This is a genomic window from Aquipluma nitroreducens (genome assembly GCF_009689585.1).
Taxonomy (GTDB): domain Bacteria; phylum Bacteroidota; class Bacteroidia; order Bacteroidales; family Prolixibacteraceae; genus Aquipluma; species Aquipluma nitroreducens.
Map to the genome: position 1 here is coordinate 5334808 of NZ_AP018694.1, position 21967 is coordinate 5356774.

Below are 21967 nucleotides of genomic sequence, written 5' to 3' on the forward strand. Positions count from 1 at the left end.
AAAATCAGAAAATTGAAGGATAAGTGTGAATAGATTTAGTTTATCTTTCCGTAATTGCCATGAAGAGGATTTTTTTGCTGAATGTTTACAAAATAAGGAAATGATACCACCAATACTCTAGATTGAAAGATTTGTGATACAAAATAGGCAGAAATAATTACCCGAATTTCTAAAGTTTTGATTGATCAATAATCCTATAATTCTTTAGGTTTTCAACATTTGCAATTACTGGTTCCTGAATGAACTTTTTATATAGAATTTGGGTCGAAAGAATTCCAACAATTGCCATCTGATCAATTTCGGATATTAATCCATGGGTTTCAATTTTTGCAAGTAAGTTTTTTACTTTTTCAGGATTGAAAATGCCATATGTCCTTAATGATTCGTCTGAAAGCATATCTTTTAAATAGCTTGTTGACTTCTGAGTAATAAGGTTGCTAATTGGTGCACGATATGCTTGTTTTGACCTACTCGTAATGGAGTCTGGAATCTTACCAATGCTTAATTTCTTAAGAATAAATTTTTCATTTAAGCCATTAAGTTTGTAATTATCTGGCAGCTGATTGCAGAATTCGATAACCCGATAATCTAAAAATGGATAGCGTCCTTCTACTGAATTCCCCATTGCCATCCGATCGCCTTGAGAGGATAACAAATATCCGGACATGAAAATATTAGCTTCAAGAAATTGAGACTTTGAGAGATCACTCCAAGTTCCGAAATTTTCAGGGAGATTATTATAGACAATGTTTATTGGATCGCTCTTATCCAAAGACGGGGCAAAATCGTCTGTAAAAAATGATTTTAGTCTACTGGTATTGTGCCAACGGAGTAGATGAGAATAAAGTGGATCTTCTGTTTCTTTCAATTTATATCCAAAAAACATTTTTAAAGCCAGATCTGGAGAATCTTTCAAGAGTGGAATATACGGATAAAGTTTTGTCAGGAGTTTTGGTCGGGCAGTCGAATTCGGTTCGTTTGCCCAAAACCTTCTGATTTTTGCTTCCTTGAATATATTGTAACCACCTAAGAATTCATCAGCACCCTCGCCGGTTATTACGACTTTAATGTTGCTTTCCCTTACCTTTTTTGACAACAAAAACATTGGGGTAGGAGAGGTTCTCAGAATCGGAAATTCAGTATGCCAGATTGTTTCTGCAAAATTTTCGGCCAGTTCTTCCGAAGTACACGAAAATGCAGTATGATTTGTTCCAAAAAACTTAGCCGCCTCTAGCTGAAATGCTGTTTCATCGTATGTTTTATCGGTAAATCCAATCGAAAAAGTGTTTAAAATATTTGAGTCAATATCCTTAATGTAAGCAGTTGTAACGCTTGAATCCAGGCCACCACTTAAATATGCACCTACCGGAACATCAGCTCTCAGTCTAATCTTTACTGCGTCATGTAGTAATTCATCAAGTTCTTCAATTGATTCGGAGAAACTTCTGTCTTGAGCTTCCTTACCGGAAGTAAAATTCATGTTCCAATACTTTTGAATTTGAATACCATTTGAATTTACTTTCATGAAATGACCTGGCTGCAGCTCAACGATATTTTTGAATGGAGTTTTAGGCGCAAGTGTGGTCCAGAATGTAAAAATCTGGGCGAGACTTTCCTGATCAAGGGATCTTTCAATCTGGTTAAGCGTAAAAAGTCCTTTAATTTCAGAACAAAATGCAAAGGTTTTATTTTGTGACCAATAGAATAATGGCCGGATTCCAACTCTGTCACGAGCCAAAAACATTTCTTTTTTATTCCTATCCCAAATGCAGAAAGCAAATTGACCATTAAATTGTGTCAGGCATTCTGAGCCATATTTGGCATACATCTGAATTACAACTTCAGTATCACAGTTGGTTTTAAACCTGACTCCAGTGCTCTCTAGCTTTAACTTTAATTCAAGATAATTAAATATTTCGCCATTATAAACGATCCAATATCTTCCTGTTTCATCGCACATGGGTTGTTGTCCTGACGAAAGGTCAATAATGCTTAAACGAACATTTCCAATTCCCAGATTTTCATCGAGATAAACTCCACTTTCATCAGGTCCTCTGTGGTTTATCATCGAAAGCATCTTCTTTACGTTTTGCTCTGTAGAAGGCTCTTTTGATGAATGGTAATTATATATTCCGGCAATTCCGCACATTGAAAATGAGTTTAGATTTATTGTTTAACGGTTTGCACTGACCCTTCTAGCTTTTAATACCCGAATATTTCCATGCTCATCGCAGATTTCAGTGACCTCTCCATAGTTAACATTTGAACGAAGTTTTTTGCCTAGATATTCGCCCTGTCCTAATCCACATTCAAAAATAAGGTATCCATTGTTGCACAAATATTCCGGAGAGATTGAAATAAGTTTGTTGAAAATTGATAATCCAAATGGTCCTGCATCAAATGCTTCTGATGGCTCATGTTCAGCGATTTCTTTTGCCATTTGCTTTACTTTTACTGTTGAAATGTATGGTGGAGCGCTAACTATAATATCTACCTTATTTTTTATTTCCATCGATTCAAAGGGGTCAAACATATCAGAATTGTAAAAGGAAACCCGACTCTCCAGTTTAAAATGTTTTGCATTTATAATCGCAGCTTCAATTGCTGGCTTGTAAATGTCTGATCCTAATATTATTGTGTCTTTACAGTAATTCGCAATAGCAAGGGCAACGGTTCCAATTCCGGTGCATAAATCAATTACACTGACTTTTGATTGCGTTGAATAATCTTTTAATACTAATTTGATTGCCGTTTCAGCTAAAAGCTCAGTTTCTTTTCTGGGAATATAAAGCCCTTTGTTTACAATATAATCCAAGCCCATGAAATTCTGTCTTTCGGTCAAATGAGCAAGTGGAACTCCTTGTAATCTGCACTTAATTAACTCATCAAGATCACTAATTTGATTAGGCTCCAGAATTGGTAAGTCAAGTTTAATGGCTTTAATTGGTGAAACTCTATTCCCAGCTACAGTATGCCACAACGCGTATAGAGTATTTAAAGCATTTTCCTCACTTTTATCAGTCAGAATGCTTAATTGGCTCTCAAGTTCAGTTAAATATTTTTGAAATAGGACTTCTTGTTTCATCTCTATATCTCTTTAATTTTCCAATGATATTGGCAAGCCCTCTATTTGTACTGTTGTTTTTGAATAGGTATGCTTTTGAATAAGCTTCCCATCCTTAAAGTACAAAATATCAACTCCATGTCTTATTTCATTCTTCCCCTTGTAGTTAGTCAAGTGGGATGGCCATTCCAACTTCCACATAAATATCATTCTTTGCTCTTCCGCATCAAAGGAAACGCCTTCCTCAGTAAATATGAAATTTCCATGATTAATAAACCACAACATCCAAGCCTTTTTCAGTGCTCTTTTACCAATAACCGTTGCACCCGTCCAATTTTCAAAAATAACATCTTCATGAAATAAATTCATAACTCTTTCTAGGTCATGGTCATTCCATGCCATGAGCCATTCATTAAAAAGGGTCACTGCTTCAGTCTTTGAAAGATTCATTTTCCTTGATTTAAAACTACAATTTATTGACTTATGAGCTTTTTTAATTCTGATTTGTCAAACTTTCCATTGCTGCTTTTGGGCATCTCTGAGAGTAAAATAATTTTCTGTGGTACCATAAAAGGTTCAAGTTGAGCCATACATTCCTGTTGGATCTCCCTTTCTTGAATTGTTATTTGATCGTGCGTGGTTATGAAAGCAACGATAGATTCACCTAAAATCACATCTGGAAATCCCAGTACCACAACTTCTTTTATTCCAGCTATTTTGTATATGATATTTTCAACTTCAACAGGACTTACTTTTTCACCTCTTGTTTTGATAATGTCATCATTTCTTCCAAGAAAATATAAAAATCCTTCCTCATCCATCTTAAACAAATCATGCGCACATAAAACCCGTTCGCCTGGGATTAATCCGGGCTTCAGCATCATATTGCTTAACTCTTCATTATTCCAATAACCAGCCATTACATGAGGACCACGCACATGCAGAATTCCAGTCTCTCCTGGACCAACCCGATTCCCTTCAGGAGATAAAAGAAAAACCTCGGTGCCAGGTATCGCTTTGCCAACAGAATTTGGCTTTTCATCGTTTAATTCAGGCTCCAAATAGCAAACCCTTTTACATTCAGTTAGCCCGTACATTTTAAAGATGAGAGCATTGGGGAATATTTTCTTCAGGTCGGCAATAAATTCTTCAGGAAGTGCAGCTGCTGTATTTGTGATCTTTTCGACACAGTCGAAAGTTAGTCCTGTTTTTTTATGAGTTGCAATCATCATCGCATAAATTGATGGAACTCCAGGAAAGACTGTCGGTTTTAGTTTTTCTATCTGCCTGAATATTGTTGGTGGAAAATTGAATGAGTGTTCAATAATTAATGTTCCACCAATAGTGATTGCCATAATTAGCTGATAAAGTCCATAATCGAATGCCAATGGTAAAACAAGCATAATTCGTTCGTTTTCAGTTAATCTTAAATATTCGATTAGACTCCATGATGTGAAAACCATAGACTGATGCGTCATCATTACGCCTTTTGGAAATCCGGTACTACCCGAGGTGTAGATCAGCGCTGCCAGATCATTTGGAATTATCTTTGGTAGATTTGCAATTTCACTACTGGAAATGATTTCTTCAAAGTTTGTAAACTCAAATGCTGAATCATTTGTAAGGACCTCACCTTCTGTCAAGATTAATTCATTTATCTCATTTAATTCTTTAATTGCAAGAAATAATTCGGGATGGAGATTACCACTAGAGATTACAATTTTAGAACCACTATCTTTTAAAATGTAATTGAGTTTATTTGCTTTTGTTTGGGGATTTATGACCAGAAAAACGCCACCAGCAAGAGTTATACCGTATATTGAAACGATAGATTGCCATGAGTTATTCATGTATATCGCAATACGGTCGCCTTTTTCAATCCCCGTATTTACCAAATGAAATGCCAAGTTTTTTGCACACTCAGTTAATTCCTCGTACGAATACTCCTTCTCTTTAAAAATAGCTGCTGTTTTTAAAGGGTGATTTAAACAGGAGAACTCCAAGGCCTCTCCTAATAAACGTTGTGGTCTTGAATTCATAAGATTGGCAATTAAGTTTTAAATGTAATAATCTTGCTGTATCGAATTGGTTTCGCAATCTATAATCATTCCAAGCTTTATTGAGGTAGTATCTAATATCAGAGTACGCTGAAACAGATCAGTCAATAACCGGATACCAAATAACTAGAAAACTATTTATTGGCATTCGTATTTAATTTCCGGAAAACAAAATCTGAAATTGCATTAATTGACTCAAAGTTTGCTTCAAGGAGCTCATTGTCGTCTGTCGTGATTGAGAAATTATCTTCAATAAAACCAATGATCGAAATAAAACCCATTGAATCCATTATCCCCTGAGCAAAAATGAGTGTGTCATTATTAACTTGATCAGTTGAAACGTATGAAGTTTTAAGAATAAACTGTTTAATTTGTTCCTGAATTTGAAAAATATCTACCATAAATCCTTTTATTTAATTTAACAATTTTTTGCCTGAAAATGTTTTTGCTTTTCCAATTATTAAGTAATGAGAAAGAAACAATGTCGTGTTCGCTTTATTAACAACCCCTAAATCCCCTAAAGGGGACTTGTCTCAGCTACAGTCGATTGCGATGTTTGTGATCAAAGCCCCTTCAGGGGTTTGGGGTGAAAAGAAAGACGACAATATAGATTTTGCAGAACTTAAGTCTTATTCATATGGAATAATAATACGAAATCGAGCAAATCTATTATTGTCAAATTTAAATTTAATTACTGAAATTAAATCGTTTCAACCCTTTTTACTTGTTAAATTATCAATAAGTTATTGGAGCCATTCTTAAATATTCTGTTGTTTTTTTCTTTCGGATTAAATTATTGTAAATATGTCTGATTTCTTCTTTCGTTTTTCCCAAGACCTTTCCGACTTCTTCTTCTGGAACTCCATTTTCTAATCCATACCATATGAGATCCATTTCAAGATATGGCATTTGAAAGAAGAACTCTTCCTGAGTTTGTTCAGCAGAATAGGTGTCGGAAGTAGGTGTGCGTTTAATGATTTCTTCAGGAATTCCTAAATGTTCAGCTAATTGGTAAACTTGAGATTTGTAGAGATGTGCAATAGGCATTATGTCAGCTCCACCATCTCCATTCTTAACAAAAAAACCTTGTTCAACTTCATGTTTGTTTGGTGTGCCAATCATGGCAAAATGCAATCGTTCAGCATGGTAATAGAGCATTGACATCCGGCAGCGTTGCTTGAAATTGGATGCTGCAACAATTTGTAGATATTCCTTAATTGGTAATATTTTGCTTTTTGCTTTTCCATCTGAACCTATGATTGTAAGCGAAAAAACAGGCGGTAAAAATTGATTCAATCCACTTTGGTTGATTCCTATTTTCATTTTAAAATCGTTGGGATTATATTCTGGAAAAATAGCAGTTACAGCTTCATCTCTTCGACGATAACATCCGAATCCGTCTAAAGCTCTGGTTATCTCTTCCTCCAAAGTTTTAATATTTAATTTACCTGCCAGTTTTAAGGCAAATTCTTTGCTTTCAGGACTTGAGTCTTTTTCTGGCAGCATAATACCTATAACATTTTCTGAACCGATTGCTTTTACTGTCAATGCCAGAGTTACCGACGAGTCAATTCCTCCACTGATTCCAATAACGGCACCCTTACGTTTTAGTACTACCAGGATATCATCTTTTAATCTTCTGGAGATTCGATCTGCTTCAGCTTCCACATTCTCAAATTTTAATATGTCTTTTGAAAATGGAATTGTTATTCTTGGTTCCATTGTATTTAATTGTTTTTTTTGATTAGCGTTCATTTGATTTGTATTGTTTGAAAAGCCCTAAAGTGTACAGCTACTGTACAGGCATTGTATAAGCATCGTGATGGAATTTTAGTAATTAAGGCAAATAAATATTTGAAAATAATACTAAAATTGTATGGTCGGATTTTCAATTCCACCGAGAGGTGGTTTATGCCTTGAAAAACGATTTCACGCGGACGAATTTATTATCTAAATTCTAACCGTTGACTGAAGCCAAAGGCGAAGGATAGTTTTTCAAATTAGTGGGTTAATGGCTTTTGCCCTGAAAAACGAATTCACGCTGACAATTTTATTATCTGTATTCTAACCGTTGGCTGAAGCCAACGGCAAAGAACAAAAATGTTGTCAGAATCTATTGTTATGCAAATTCTTATTTAATTGCTTTAATGAGTAGGTGTTCATAATCATTCACATTTGTTGAAATGTTTTTTACAAATCGCTGTGTAACGCGAATTGTGAATTTTTATGTTGTATGGAATAGAGATTTGGATTGTATGCTGATAATCAATCGATTGACTGTTCTTATGTCAGAGGTGTTCGTGTGGTCTTCAATGAAATCTTAGCGTTCGCAAAGATACAAACTTTGGGATTAAAAATAAGATCATAAATAATCGAATAAGCAGAAATTTTGAACAAGTTTTATTAAATATCATGTTGATAACTATTTCGTAACAGGTTGCTGTATAGCCTCCTTAATTTATAATTTTGTGTTAATCTGTTGATTTGGATTTTTAATTTTATAACATGATGAGATCGCAATTAATGGCATTAAAATCCAAGCCCGAGCAACGTTTTTGCAGTGAGATAATGGTCTTGTTTTTTTATTTATTCATTTTTAATTTTTTTTTAACATGGCAAAGACAAAAAGCCTGTTGACTGCTGGCCTTAGAGGCACAGTGGGCGGAACTTTAGTGTTTCGCAGATTAAATGGGGAAACCGTTGTAGCTGCGGCTCCGGTTCCCAGTAGTAAAAAATCTTCTGAAGGCCAGGTGATGCAGCGAGAGCGGTTTCGATTGGCTTCCCTCTATGCCAAACGTGCATTTAATGATCCGGAGTTGCGAGTTGAATATGAGCTTGTGGCGAAAGTGAAGAAATTGCCCTCTGCAAGTGCGGCTGCTATTGCTGATTATTTCCGTTCTCCGGAAATAATGAATGCAAAAATAAGCACCGATCAATCGGGAATCGTAATCGTTGAAGTGGTTGTAGTCGATTACCTTAGGGTAAAATCGGTAACAATCTCGGTTAATGCTCCTGATGGCTCGGTGCTTGAGTCTGGAAACGGTGTTTTAGGCATCGACAATCAAACATGAACTTATCAGGTTCAGAATTCGTCAAATTTGGTCTCTGAAACCAGATTTGACATTACTGCAACTGATTTGCCAGGAAATGTAACTACCCAAAGCCTATCTTATCAGGATTAGGAGTTGCATGATTCATAAGTAGGAGGGGAGTAGCGCTAACTACTTCCCTCTTTTTTGGATGTTGTCAGCACATAAAAGAACTATTTCCTGCCCGAAGTTATAGAAACGCCATCAATTAAGCAAATTTAAAAGTTTAATATTTTCGATTGTTATTCTTGATTTACTGATCCATTTAGATCAATAAATCATTTGGAATTATTTATTGAAACTCGTTGTGCGATTGAAAATAATTAATAAAACATTGTCAAAAAAGTTGTGCATTATATTGATATTCAATATATTAGTAGAAAACAAACGCCAATTCATTATTCTACTTATGCACAACCTGAAGGCAAATTTCGACAAGTTTATTGGTTTAACCAAATCGTTCTTTTCTGATCGGATTAATGAGTTTGACAACTTTCAAAACTACCCAAGAAATCCAAAAATGTCAGATTGTCAAATAATTGCATTAGCTCTAACTGCAGAATCTATTGGCATTGACTCTGAAAGTTACTTCTTTGGTAAACTTAAGTCAGATTATACCAGCGATTTTCCAAACCTGATCGACCGTTCTAATTTTAATCGCAGACATAAGCGGCTTTATCCCTGGATTTCTGCCTTTAATCAGGGCTTATCAAACATTCTAAACCAAGGAGAAGATACTTACATTGTTGATTCTATTCCTGTTCCAGTTTGTCAAATAGCCCGGGAGAAACGAAGCAAAATTTGCAGGGAGAACTTTGAAACAGCACCAGATAAAGGTTATTCTGCTGTTAGCAAGTCCTATTATTACGGCTACAAATTACATCTTGTAACTTCTGTTCGAGGTGTATTTTCAAGCATGGACATGAGTAAAGCAAGCGTTCACGATGTTTATTATTTGACTGATGTTAAACACTCTCTATTAAGCAATTGCAGGCTCATTGGAGACAAAGGATATCTATCAAAAGAACATCAATTGGATTTGTTTTCATCGTGCAATATTCGATTAGAAACACCCAAAAGAAGCAATCAAAAAGGCAAAGAACCTTTTGCGTACATTTTTAAAAAGTCAAGAAAACGAATCGAAACACTATTCTCTCAACTATGCGATCAATTTATGCTCAAGCGTAACTATGCAAAATCAAACCTGGGCATTTCGGTTCGTATTTTATCAAAAATTACAGCAGTGACAGTGCTTCAATATTTTAACTTTTTAAACAACAAACCCTTGAATAAACTTAAGTATGCTCTCGCATCTTAATCGCACAACGGGTTTATTGAAATTTTTTCTTTGTTTCGTCAAATTCTGGTTCTGAGAATTGGATGATTATTCATTTTTGTGATAACGAATTAATCGAGAGGCTCAACTGGTTACTTTTTTTTCCATATCAATCGAGTGATACTGTCTGTAATACATTGATTTTGATGAAAAAAGTCTCGGAAGTTTTTTTCATTATAGATTATGTTGCTATCCCTTGAATAATCGTAGGTTGTTCCAAGTGCCGTGATATTGGAAATGAATTGGTCATAAAACCTCATTAAATTATGTGTAGTAAGATAATTATAGTATTCATAATACATTGGAAGAATTAGAAACTCAATTTTAATGTCTTTTGATTTACAATAAGTTACTATCTTTCTTAACTCATCAATATAGTTCGTATTGTATAAATAATTTATATACATTCCATCTAAACTTGATACGAACGATTTACTAATTGAGGTTGTCAAAGGAAATGAAAAAGGACTTATTTCTGTTTGAAAATTCTTTGTAATCTTAAATTTAATATTTTGGTAGGTATCAATTATGGTTGCCGAATTGAATAGGTATTGGTAGGGCTTATCCATATTGTCCTTTGCAAATTGAAACAAATTCTTTTTTGGGTTTATTACTAAATTCGGAAATGATAATTGGATTATTACATTATCTAGTTTTGATTGAGCTATAGCGAACCAAAAGATATTGAACTTAGTTTCCATGTTCGCACCTGGAATACTTAAATTATAGAATTTATTTCCAGTGAGATCAGTAATCAGTTCTTCATTCATATGGTAGGACTGAGAATCTCCTATGATTATATTTTTGCATGGCTTTCGTCTAAATTCAAATATTTTCCATAACACATTTCCTCGCATTTGTACCTCATAGGAACGATTAATTATTTTCAACTTTGAATTATTGTCAACTATTCCTGGGATATCGTAGAAATTATAGGGATTAATCAGAAATATGATTAGCCAAGTGAGCAAAATTGGACTACTAAAAATGAATATTTGGATTAAATTTTTTTTCATCTGTCTATAATTTGTTTTTTAATTGCCAGATGGAACTCGCCATATTAGGCATCCTCGTGTATGAGAGTATCGCTCTCATGGCTCGTTTCATTATTTGATGAATGTAATTGATTTCGTGATTCCAATAAAAATTAAAACTTCATATACACAAAGGTGGAAATTTCTGAATTTTGAAAATATATTAGGATGATTACTAAATAATATAAAGACCAACGAACCCATCTTGGCTGATTAAAAAATAAAGATTGCAAATCATATCCCTTTTCAATTAATATTTCATAGCACAATAGAATTATAAAATAGCAAAGAGCCATTTTAAATTTGAATGAGTCAGTAAGCAAATGGAAACCAGAAAATCGGATATCAATATTCTTAAACAAGTTGGTTATAAAATAAACGGCGTCTACTAACGAATTGGAAAAGAAGAAAACTATCGAAAAACTCATAAATATATAGACCAATATTCTGGATATTGTATTGCTAAACCACAATGGAAATCCGGATGCTAATTTTAGCCGATATCTTTTAGTATAAAATTCATAGATAATGGCTAAAGCTTGAAGTAACCCAAGTATAACAAAAGTCCAATTGGCTCCGTGCCAGATTCCAATTATTAGAAAGGTAACAAATATTCCAAGAACAGAAGCTATATTACCTAATTTTCTATATTTTATGATGAATGGGAAATAGATGAATTCATTACACCAGGATGATAAGGAAATATGCCATCTCTTCCAAAATTCGGTAATGCTTTTGGACAAAAATGGACGGTTAAAATTATCTATAATTTCTATTCCAAATAATTTTGCTGAACCTAATGCAATATCAGTATAACCTGAAAAGTTATAGTAAACATAAATTAGTTGTATAAATAGTACTGAAATGAGCGGAGTCCCTGAATATTGATATACATTATTATAGACCATTTCAAGAGGTTCATGCAAGTTGTCAGCAATGACCATTTTTTTGAATGCCCCAAATAAAATAAGCCTCAATCCGCTTGAAAAGAGAGTTTGATTAAAATTTTTCAGATTACTAATCTGTGGAAAAAAATGATCGGAACGTTCAACTGGGCCAGAAAGAAATTTTGGGAAAAATAAAAGGAAACTTGAGAATCGAATAAAATTTCTCTCTGGCATTTCAAAACCTCTATTAATTCGGATTAAATATCCAATTGATTGAAAGGTATAATAGGATATTCCAATAGGTAGAATCAATTTTAGAAGACCGATTTCTACGGGTATTTGAGCAATTTGGAAAAATGAATTAATACTCTCAAAAATAAAATTAATGTATTTAAAAAAAATCAATATTCCTATGTCTAATCCAATCAACGACCAGAATGTGATTTTTCTCAGCTTGGTATTCTTTAGGCATTTGTAGAGATTAAGTCCTCCAAAATAATTTAAAGCTGTAAATGTGAATGAAAATAACAGCACATTTACAGATATAGAATAAATAAAAAAGATACTAGCGATAAATATAACCCAATATTTATATTTGCTATTTATTGCATAATAAACAATCAAAGAAATACTTAATAGAAAAAAATAATGAAATGAAATGAATGTCATATTGTTTTGGATCGCGTTATTATGATTGGTTCAATTAGATTTTATACGCACAGTTGTGCGTATAAAATAAGTTAAAAATCATCAAATTTTTTATTCCTGATTTATATTAAAAAAAGTGAATTATTATTTTGAGCTTATGTATTTGAAATACAATATGTTGTCATCTTTATAATTATGTTTTTTTATTTTATTTAATCTTTGGAATACCATTTGAATTTGTTGACTCGTTAAAGACACGGTCCTTTATTTACTGAATGTATTCATACTAATTATTGATTAATGTATGGATAGATAAGGTGGAGATGAAAGTACGAAGGAGATGATTTACTCAGTAATTTTTAAAAAACGACAGCGATGAAAAGTATTTATGAGAGATTTGCAAAAAGAACATTACTATCCATTCTGATTATCCATTTATTTATATTAAGCAATGCTGCAACTTACTATGTAAGCAATGCGGGTAGTGATTCCAATTCTGGACTTACATCAGCATTCCCTTGGAAAACTATATCCATGGTTAATAATAAAACATTTAATCCGGGTGATGCAATTTTATTTAAAAAGGGCGATGTTTTTGTAGGTCGATTAAATGTTCCTTCGTCTGGTTCTGCTGGTAATCCCATTACTTTAGGAAATTATGGAACAGGTGCAAACCCAATCATTAATGCCAATAACGTTGATGCAAGGTGTATTTCAACTAGCGATAGGAATTATATTACAATTGATGGTATTGATTTAAAGAATGCTACTGATTACGGTATATCCGGAAGCAACTCTACTCATATTACTATTCAGAATTTAACAATGAGTAATATGGGAACAACAAATGCCTTTACGACTGCAGTTACCTACACTGGCGGATATACGATAATAACCAATTGCACTATTACAAATATATCGGCGGTTGGTATAGAATTGTCAGGTGGGCACAATCTTGTTACTTACAATGATATAAGTTATACAAATGCTGCCTATACTGGTTGGGGAGCAGGAATACATGTAGCTGCTGCAACGGTCGCCGACGATGGTACAGAAATAGCTTATAACACTATACATGATAATGGAGGTGTAGGTCTGAACGCAAATTGTCATGGAATATATGTGGACATAAAAGTAACTAACTGTAAGGTACATCATAATACGATTACCAATTCAAGTAAGGGCAGTGGAATTAAATATGCAGCAAGTGGAAGTATTTATAATAATTTCATAAGTAGTTCACGATGGAGTGGTATGGAAGTTGGAGGAAAGGTTACATCCGACAGTTCCACAATGGTTATATACAACAATATTCTTACAGGAAATAGAACAGGAATATTAGAACTACAACAGGGAACCGGGATTTTAAAAATAAGTATATTAAACAATACTTTTTACCTCAATAATAATACTACTGAAGACGCTTACCCTGAAGAATTACAAGTTTTGAATAATGTGAACGGTTATTTAATTGTTAAAAATAATATTTTTTACGCTACAACTGGACGATATGCTTTTGATATAGCTACTCAAGGCAATGCGACCATAAATAACAATTGTGTTTATATAGCATCAGGTAATTTCATTAAATATAATGGCTCGGGCATATCTTGGGCTACATGGCAAGGATATGGGTTTGATACCAATGGAATAAATGCCAATCCCAAATTTGTGTCAACCTCTGATTTTCAGTTACAGCTTGGTTCTCCGGCTATTAATGCCGGAGTAGGTGTTGGACTAACAACTGATTATGCTGGAAATTCGATAGTAGGAAATCCTGATATAGGTGCTTATGAATACGGTTCTACTACTATTGATACTGAAAAACCTACAATTACTGGATTTGCAATTCCAGTGTCATCCATTTCTCAAACAATTTCAATAACATCTTTTTCAGCAACTGACAATATCGGAGTCACAGGATATTTATTAACCGAAACATCCACTACGCCTTTAGTAGGAGCCATTGGCTGGTCATCGACAAAACCTACAATTTATGCTTTTTCATCTATTGGAACAAAGACACTTTATGCATGGGCAAAAGATGCAGCAGGAAATGTTTCGGCATCAAAATCGGCAAGTGTAACGATTTCTGCTCCTGTAGCCAGTACTTTCACATTTACCGGTACTTCGTCGGGTAATGTAAACAGTCCTTCTGCTAATTTTACAGTTACACCTAATAATGTTTATACTGGAACAATAACTATTACGCCATCAGGTACAGGTAGTGTTGGACTTTCAGCTAAAGTGCTTACATTTTCCAATTCTTCGACTGCACAAACATTTTCAATCACACCGACTGTTGCGGGAAGTATTACTTTAACACCAACCAATAATGGTACATTAACTAATCCAACCAAATTGATCTATACTGCAAATGCTATTTTGCCGAATGCTCCAACCTCAGTTGTTGCCACTGCTGGAGACGCTAGCGCATTAGTTACATTTATAGCTCCAACAAATACAGGAGGTTCGGCTATTACAGGTTATACTGTGACTTCAATTCCTGCAGGAGGAGTCGATACCAATGCAGGATCAACTTCTCTGACACATTCTATTGGGGGATTAACCAATGGCACTTCCTATACTTTTACAGTTAAAGCGAACAATTCTGTTGGAAGCTCTGTTGCTTCAATAGCTTCAAATTCGATAACACCAAAAGTTGCCGATGTGATTACAAAGCAGGGTGATATTGTCCCTTCACATTTTAAAACCGTATGGGAAGGATTAAATGGCTTGAACCATATGAATATCAATGTTGTATCAGCTACTTTGGAAGATGTTCCATTATCAGTTGATGATGAAATAGCCGTATTTAGTGGTTCTAAATGTGTAGGTACTACAAAATTAACCAAAACGATTGTTTCTTCTGATAATACTACATTCCTTTCCATTTTGGCATCACAAGATGATGGCTCAGGTAATGGTTTTAGCGATAATGATACTATTGTCTTTAAAATTTGGGATAGTAAAACCCAAAGCGAATTGCAGGTAAATGGAGTTGTTTATCGCAGCGATGTTTCTACCTGGAAAACAAACGGAAAATATTCTCCTGCAGCTACTGCTGTCGTTGAAATTGCTTCTTATAATGTAATTACTCAAAGTATCGAATTGCTGAAAGGATACAACATGATTTCTACTTATGTTTCTGTTCAGAACCCTAACGTTAGCGCTGTTACCAAAAGTCTTCAGGATCAAGGTAGTTTGATTAAGATGCAGGATGAAACCGGCAATTCATTAGAGAATTGGGGCGATTTCGGAGGTTGGATCAATCAGCTTGGCTCAATGGAAGAAACAGAAGGCTATAAAATTCAAGTTGCTAATAATTGCACCTTGCAGGTAACAGGAAGATCAATCGCAATGCCTTTTGATATTTCACTGAAAACAGGTTGGAATATTATTTCATATCCACGTACTGATGTGGTCAATGCAATGAATGTCTTTCAAACCTTGATTGATCAGAATAAATTAGTTAAAGTTCAGGATGAAGTTGGTAATTCAATCGAGAACTGGGGTCTATTTGGAGGTTGGAAAAATGGTATTGGTAATCTAATTCCTGGTAAAGCCTATAAGGTTAAAATCAGTGCTGATGCAATACTTACATTTCAAGAGAGCTACCCAAAATCTGCTGTTGTTTTAGCAAAAGCAGAAGAAACAGAATATTATCATTCGTTAGTTGAAGGAAATGGAACTGATCACATGAACATTAATATCACAGGTCTAAATACTATCGGTATTTCAGTAGGTGATGAAATCGCCGCCTTTGATGGAGAACTTTGCGTTGCAACTACTAAAATCACGGAAGCAAATGTTTTGAGTGGTTCAGTTAGTTTAGCATCATCTTTTTCAACCAATAACCAAAATCCAGATGGTTTTAAGGTTGGAGATCAAATTCAAATCTCGACATGGAGTAAACTTAGCGGTGATGAATCAAAAGTCAACACTGAAGTTATTACAGGACAGATGAAATATGAAAAAAATGCTACTGTGTTAGTCAAGATGAAGTCAGCAACAATTGCAACTGCAATAACTAATTTAAATGATGCTGTAAAAATTGATGTATTTCCAAATCCATGTCAAGATCAGGTTACTATTCGTTTTTCTAAAATTCCTGAAGTCGATAGCCGAATTGAGATTTCGGATATATCAGGACGAAAACTTATTGCCAAGCCTATTTCAGGAAATACAGAAGAAATTAATTTAGACTCGTTCACGCCCGGATTATATCTGGTAAAATCGATCTTGGGTAAAAATGAATATGTACAAAAGTTGATCGTTAATAAATAGTTTTGGTTCGATTTGGAATCCCCGGTTCGTTAATGTTCCGGGGATTTTTATGAGTACAATCATCGTCATTGCCTGCCTAAGGCAGCTTACGTGTACCTGCTTTACCCCTTCTATGTTGTAATCCAAATTCTTTGAGCATTATTTTTTCTGACTATTTTTTTCTGTTTTTCAAATCGCTTGGTCCCAATAGATTATCTTTGCTTTTAGTAAAGAGGAAGGGGACACAGGCTCTGCTGGGGAGCAACCTGTCAGCAATACTCTTTACGGATACACTGTATAAGGGAAGGTTTTCGAACCTTCCTTTTACTTATACAGGAATCCAGATATGGCTAAGAAAAACCCAATGTTTTAAGTTTTAAGCCGATGGACGATAAACATCTCATAAAAACAACCTTCTATCAGTAGACAAATTAATGCTACATTTCCCTGTTTCAGTTTTTACAAGTAAAGAGCCGCATTCTCGTTAAGCAGACTAAGCTGCAAGGGGCAGTTAGCGGTCACTTTGATATACTGATTGTTTTTAAGGATTCATTTGACAACTCCCGGAACATATTCCACTTTGTTTTTGAGTACATAATACATTCGGTTCAATACTTTTCTTGCAATTCTGACAATCGCTTTGTTTGGGTCCATTCTCTTGATATAACTATGATAGCTCATCGTCAGGGCAGGATCAAACCTTGCGGCAAACCAGGAACTCTCAATTAATGATCTTCTGAGAGTATTATGTCCCCGAAACGTCATTTCCCCGTTATTGGCTTTTTCCCCGGAAGAGTGATAATTGGGAACCAGTCCTACAAACCCGGCAAAATGATCAGTGTTTTCAAACCGTTCAATATTTTCGATCTCTGTCAAGAACGTGATGGCAGTTATTAGCCCAATTCCAGGTATAGTTCGCAGCAAAGCGATATTTCCAGCATATCTTTCACTGCGCGACAATAACCTGATCTCTCTAAGCACTTCCAGCAATAGTTTCCGTTGTTGTTCGGCCTCTTGCACCAATATTTTTAACGCCTGTGTCCCGGATCCGTGTTGCAATGAAACTTCACCGAGCCATTTCATAAATCTCTTTGACCAATGGGACCCAGATTTTTCAAATTCCGGTGGATAATCGATTCCATAGAAGTACAGAAACGATTTAATCCGTTGCTTGAACCGAACCATGTCTTTGACCAAAGTTGCCCGCATACGAACCAAGGACCTGTCTTCCAACGTTGATGAACTTGGAATGTATATAGACTTTAAATCACCTGAACGTAATGACCGTGCTAGTTTTCGGCTGTCAGTCGGGTCATCTTTCTGCAATTGCTCCTTCTGTGAGGTCGGAACATCTGCCGGGTTGATAACGACATTGTTTATTCCCATTTCCTTTAACCTGTAATGAGTCCAAAAACCACTAAAACCAGCTTCATATACCGAATTGTAATTGCCACCGGGAAAATTACGCTTCAGGTAGTTGCACAATATTACTGCACTGGCAGGCTGGGTGAATGTTTTATGTAACAGCTCTTCTGTTAAAATTGTCACTGTCCAGCTTTTCAGGTGAACATCAATCCCGACAAAAAAATTTTGTCCTTTAAAATCTAATTCCGTCTTTTGTGTTTGCATAAGTCTTTGAGTTTTATTAGTTAATAGCGTAACTAAAAATAATACTCTTTTGACTTATGCTACTTTAGCAAAATCGTATATTACAAACATAGGGACTCGTTTGTAAAGAGACGATTGTTTATAAGTTTTTAACTCATTTTTAATTCATTTCTGAAAGAATTTGGTTGTAGTAATGACGTCCTCATCCCCAACCCCTGCCCGACAGGTCAGATTCTCCAGATTCGACAAGCTCATCAAACATGGAGAAGTTTACTATTCCGCACCAAAACTACTCGTGCCGATTTATCCTGAACATCCTGGAAAATAATATGACAGACCAGTCGGAAACAAAGCAGAAAAAACTACTTCTTTCTCATGAAATCTCAGGGAACCAGCAAACAACAATTAGTTTTTTAATAATTGAAATTTCCATTTGAAATTATTGAAAAATGTAATGAAATACTCCACTAATTAAATCACGACTCGCCTCGAATAATGTGGCTATTTGATAACTGAGAATAAAAAAACAAGCATAAAATATACCTGGAAATTTGAGGGAAAGCGCTAATGTTTTCTCTGAAAATATTTTAAATATTTTTAAAACAGAAATTCCCCAAATTATAAAGATTCCGATTGCAGCACCAGCTAATATATCTGTAGGATAATGAAACCCTAAATAAATTCTGGGAAAACAGATAATGAAAAAAACATATGCATATGAAATTATACCCCACTTTTTAGAAACAAGAAAAATTCCAGTTGCTAGTGAGAAGAAAAGAACGGCATGATCACTTGGAAAGGAACTCCATGTGGCTAGGTCAGATAATGGAGCTATTTGAAAAGTGAAATCGAATTCTGGATTAAGCATAGGCCTAGCTCTAAAAGGAAATAATTTAGCCAAACCTCGACCAACAACTATTGCAATAATGCAACCATATAAAGTAATAATAATTTTTGCACGGCTATGTGAGTTTTTACTTTTCTCGTTAAACCAAAGATACCAAAGGACTGCTACAATCGCTCCTCCCTTTACAAGGTTATTACTTACTATTAGTAACACAATTTTCGTAAAAAAAAATGTACTATGACCTAGTGCATTTAGCATATTAATAATAATACCATCCATAATTTTTCTATTTTTTTCGATAGATTACCTTAATGTTAACTAGTAAGCCCTTAAAAACGAGCGAAGGTGTTGATTGTTAACAGCATTTTGTTTATTTCGCACCTATCGGATATGATTTTATTTGCAGGATTTTTTGCAATTTAGTAGATAACCTTGCAGAAATATGATTGGGAAAAACAAGCAAAACGGACAAATGAGTTTTTTATATCAAGCTCTACAAGATCAGCTTAATCCCAAGCATCCACTTTATAAACTTCCAATACGATCAACTGGAAATCAATTGAGGATGATTTTTCGGGGTATTACATTGATTTTGGTCGTCCGGCCAGACCAATTCGATTGATGGTATCACTTGTGATATTAAAACAATTGGATTATCTGAGTGACGAATCTATTGTTTCGAAGTGGGTGGAAAATCCGTATTACCAATATTTTAGTGGCGAAACACATTTTCAATGGACAATGCCCTGTGATCCGAGCGATCTTGTTCATTTTCGTAACCGGATAGGCTCAGGGCGGCAATTGAACCAATCTTCTCACATGCCAAACATGATCATCGCATGGCAAGGAACTTCCTAAAAGGATTTGCAGGAGACCAGATCAATGCCCTGATGTCCGCTTCTGTATTTAACTTTCGTAGATGTATGCGAAAAGTTAAACTTTTGCTCAAATTCTTGCCCGATTGGGTAATTTATAGGCTAATGAGAGCCGAACCATACTGTTTTATCGTGACGAAATTAAAAACAATGAATCTGGCTTTTAATTAACGACATGAATTAATGAGCAAAAGACAACTGAGAATATTTTAAAATGACTTTTTAAGGATTGACTAACTATAAATTTTGTAATGAAAGTAGCTTTTCCAACTTTTTGTTAACGATGACGGTATGAAATGTTGGGGAGTATTATAAATAATTCAACCTTTTACTTTCTCTTTTAATACTGCCCATGTAAATTTCGAATTACCAACCAGATAGCGATACCACATTCTTCTGGGTTCCTGAATAAACCGATAGAACCATTCTAAACCAATATTTTGCATCCAATAGGGAGCTCTTTTTGTGAAACCTGCAATGACATCAAAAGTACCTCCAACTCCCATGGTAAAGTTGACATTTGAAAGTACATCACGGTATTCATACAAAAAATTTTCTTTTCTCGGAGACGTAATGGCAACAAAAAGCAATTGCGCTCCACTATCAGCTATTTGCCTTGCAACTTCAGGTTCTTCATTTTTAGTAAAATATCCATTACGGTAACCTGCAATTAATCTCGATCCGTATTTTTCAGTATAAATAGTTACAACTTTTTTAATCACTTCTTCTTTTGCTCCAAAGAAAAAACATTTATAGCCTTTCTCGTAAGACAAATGAACAAGCTGTTGCATCAAATCAATACCGGCAACTCTTTCAGGTATTTTCTTGCCAAGAAAACGTGCAGCCCAAACAATGCTCTGACCATCGGCATTAATCACATCGCAAGACACTACACTTTCGAACAATTTTTTATCTTTTTGCATGGAGACAACTTTTCCTGCATTGATGACGACATGGTTAATCTTTTTATTTTGACTAATCGTTTCATCAACCAGAGAAACAGTTTCCGACATAGTAATAGCGTCAACAGGAATGCCTAAAAAGTCAATTTTCATACGCTAAATTGTTTTAGATTCATTCATCTCCACCAATTTTTTAACGATTCGTTCGGCTGTGTGACCATCCCATAATTCCGGTCTTGAGGGATATCTGTTTAGTTTAAGTGTGTGAAAATACTCTTCTCGAATTCTTTCAATATTGTTTCCAACAAGGACACTTGCTCCGCCATGTTTTCTCAACGTTATAGGCCTTTCTGTATTCCAGCGCAAAGTCAGGCAAGGAGTTCCCAATACACAGCATTCTTCCTGAAGTCCACCCGAATCAGTTAGCATGATATTCGCGCCCATATTCAGACGGAGCATTTCATGATATCCCAATGGCTCTAAAAGAATGAGTGAGGGATGATTTTTTACTTTATCCCACAAATCATAAAATAATAATTGTTTTCGCGCTCGGGGGTGAATTGGCCAAATTAGAATATGATTCTTTGTAACTTGATTTGTCAGAAAATTTACTATTGGGACAAATGTTTTTTCTGAATCAACATTCGATGGACGGTGAAGGGTCATCAATGCGAATTCTCCGTCATTTGGTATTTTAGGTGAGAAAATGGTTTCAGGAATCAGATTACTTTGTATAATTTTCTCTATAGTTAGCTTTTGAGCCTTGCCTTTGTTGGCTTCAAGAGTATCAATCATGATGTTTCCAACAAAATGTATTTTTGCTTCCGGAGTCCCTTCATTTCTGAGATTTTCCGAAGATAATTTATCCGGAGTAAGCAAAAGATCTGATAGCCGGTCTGTGACCAAGCGATTTATCTCCTCTGGCATAGTCATATCACCTGAACGGAGGCCTGCTTCAATGTGACATACCTTAAAATTAAGTCTTTTAGCAATTACAGAACATGATAAAGTGGCATTCACATCACCGACAACTATTACCCAATCCGGTTTATGTTTAACCAATACCTTTTCAAATGCAATCATAGTGTATCCCAATTGCTCAGCATCGCTGCCAGAGCCAATTTCAAGATTTATATCCGGGTTTGGAATACCGAGCTCCTTAAAAAATGCTTCTGACATTCTAACATCATAATGTTGACCTGTATGTACCAAAATATGTTGTATGGAGACTTGATTTGTCAAATTATACATTTCTATTGCTCTAATAAAAGGGGCGATTTTCATGAAATTTGGGCGGGCACCCACAACTGATAGAATCTTCATAGCTTTATTTAAGTTTAATAAATATGTATGT

Annotated in this window: 15 protein-coding genes; 4 read left to right on the forward strand and 11 right to left on the reverse strand. The window is 34.9% G+C overall.

Annotated features, from left to right (window positions below):
• Nucleotides 1-169 precede the first annotated feature (169 nt).
• The 6 genes from asnB to nadE form a co-directional block, all read right to left on the reverse strand.
• The gene (asnB, locus tag AQPE_RS22310; RefSeq protein ID WP_318348693.1) at nt 170-2149 is read right to left on the reverse strand and encodes an asparagine synthase (glutamine-hydrolyzing); all 1980 of its coding nucleotides are present in this window, start codon (nt 2147-2149) and stop codon (nt 170-172) included.
• A gap of 24 nt (nt 2150-2173) precedes the next feature.
• The gene (locus AQPE_RS22315) at nt 2174-3085 is read right to left on the reverse strand and encodes a N5-glutamine methyltransferase family protein (protein WP_318348694.1); all 912 of its coding nucleotides are present in this window, start codon (nt 3083-3085) and stop codon (nt 2174-2176) included.
• 12 nt (nt 3086-3097) lie between these two features.
• The gene (locus AQPE_RS22320) at nt 3098-3514 is read right to left on the reverse strand and encodes a nuclear transport factor 2 family protein (RefSeq protein WP_318348695.1); all 417 of its coding nucleotides are present in this window, start codon (nt 3512-3514) and stop codon (nt 3098-3100) included.
• A gap of 23 nt (nt 3515-3537) precedes the next feature.
• Nucleotides 3538-5103 carry a class I adenylate-forming enzyme family protein gene (locus AQPE_RS22325; RefSeq protein ID WP_318348696.1) on the reverse strand — a complete coding sequence of 522 codons (1566 nt, stop codon included), beginning with the start codon at nt 5101-5103 and terminating at the stop codon, nt 3538-3540.
• A gap of 152 nt (nt 5104-5255) precedes the next feature.
• A complete protein-coding gene (locus tag AQPE_RS22330) occupies nt 5256-5522 on the reverse strand; it encodes an acyl carrier protein (protein ID WP_318348697.1) in 267 nt (88 codons plus the stop codon).
• A 334-nt stretch (nt 5523-5856) separates the two neighbouring features.
• A complete protein-coding gene (gene nadE, locus AQPE_RS22335) occupies nt 5857-6876 on the reverse strand; it encodes an NAD(+) synthase (protein WP_318348698.1) in 1020 nt (339 codons plus the stop codon).
• 857 nt (nt 6877-7733) lie between these two features.
• Between nadE and AQPE_RS22340 the strand changes: the two genes are divergently transcribed.
• Together AQPE_RS22340 and AQPE_RS22345 are read left to right on the forward strand one after the other, a co-directional pair.
• Nucleotides 7734-8192, forward strand: a complete 459-nt coding sequence (locus AQPE_RS22340; protein WP_318348699.1) for a hypothetical protein — start codon at nt 7734-7736, stop codon at nt 8190-8192.
• A gap of 331 nt (nt 8193-8523) precedes the next feature.
• Complete coding sequence (locus AQPE_RS22345; protein WP_449658191.1) at nt 8524-9528, forward strand: IS982 family transposase; 1005 nt, start codon at nt 8524-8526, stop codon at nt 9526-9528.
• Nucleotides 9529-10693: 1165 nt separating this feature from the next.
• Here the strand turns inward: AQPE_RS22345 and AQPE_RS22350 are convergent.
• Complete coding sequence (locus AQPE_RS22350) at nt 10694-12136, reverse strand: MBOAT family O-acyltransferase (protein WP_318348700.1); 1443 nt, start codon at nt 12134-12136, stop codon at nt 10694-10696.
• A 354-nt stretch (nt 12137-12490) separates the two neighbouring features.
• On the opposite strand from AQPE_RS22350, the gene AQPE_RS22355 reads away from it, so the two are divergent.
• Nucleotides 12491-16402: a T9SS type A sorting domain-containing protein gene (locus AQPE_RS22355; RefSeq protein WP_318348701.1), complete on the forward strand. Its 3912-nt coding sequence runs from the start codon at nt 12491-12493 to the stop codon at nt 16400-16402.
• A gap of 528 nt (nt 16403-16930) precedes the next feature.
• Here AQPE_RS22355 and AQPE_RS22360 read toward each other — a convergent pair.
• Both AQPE_RS22360 and AQPE_RS22365 read right to left on the reverse strand, forming a co-directional pair.
• Nucleotides 16931-18010, reverse strand: coding sequence for an IS110 family RNA-guided transposase (locus AQPE_RS22360; protein WP_318348451.1), 1080 nt, complete (start codon nt 18008-18010; stop codon nt 16931-16933).
• Between the two features lie 418 nt (nt 18011-18428).
• A complete protein-coding gene (locus AQPE_RS22365; protein WP_318348702.1) occupies nt 18429-19115 on the reverse strand; it encodes a phosphatase PAP2 family protein in 687 nt (228 codons plus the stop codon).
• Nucleotides 19116-19421: 306 nt separating this feature from the next.
• Here AQPE_RS22365 and AQPE_RS22370 point away from each other — a divergent pair, with 306 nt between their 5' ends.
• Complete coding sequence (locus AQPE_RS22370; RefSeq protein ID WP_318351338.1) at nt 19422-19694, forward strand: transposase; 273 nt, start codon at nt 19422-19424, stop codon at nt 19692-19694.
• Nucleotides 19695-20031: 337 nt separating this feature from the next.
• On the opposite strand, the gene AQPE_RS22375 is transcribed toward AQPE_RS22370, so the two are convergent.
• Together AQPE_RS22375 and wecB are read right to left on the reverse strand one after the other, a co-directional pair.
• On the reverse strand, nt 20032-20766 hold the full coding sequence (locus AQPE_RS22375; protein ID WP_318348703.1) for a WecB/TagA/CpsF family glycosyltransferase: 735 nt from the start codon (nt 20764-20766) through the stop codon (nt 20032-20034).
• A 3-nt stretch (nt 20767-20769) separates the two neighbouring features.
• Nucleotides 20770-21936: a non-hydrolyzing UDP-N-acetylglucosamine 2-epimerase gene (gene wecB / locus AQPE_RS22380; RefSeq protein WP_318348704.1), complete on the reverse strand. Its 1167-nt coding sequence runs from the start codon at nt 21934-21936 to the stop codon at nt 20770-20772.
• Nucleotides 21937-21967 lie beyond the last annotated feature (31 nt).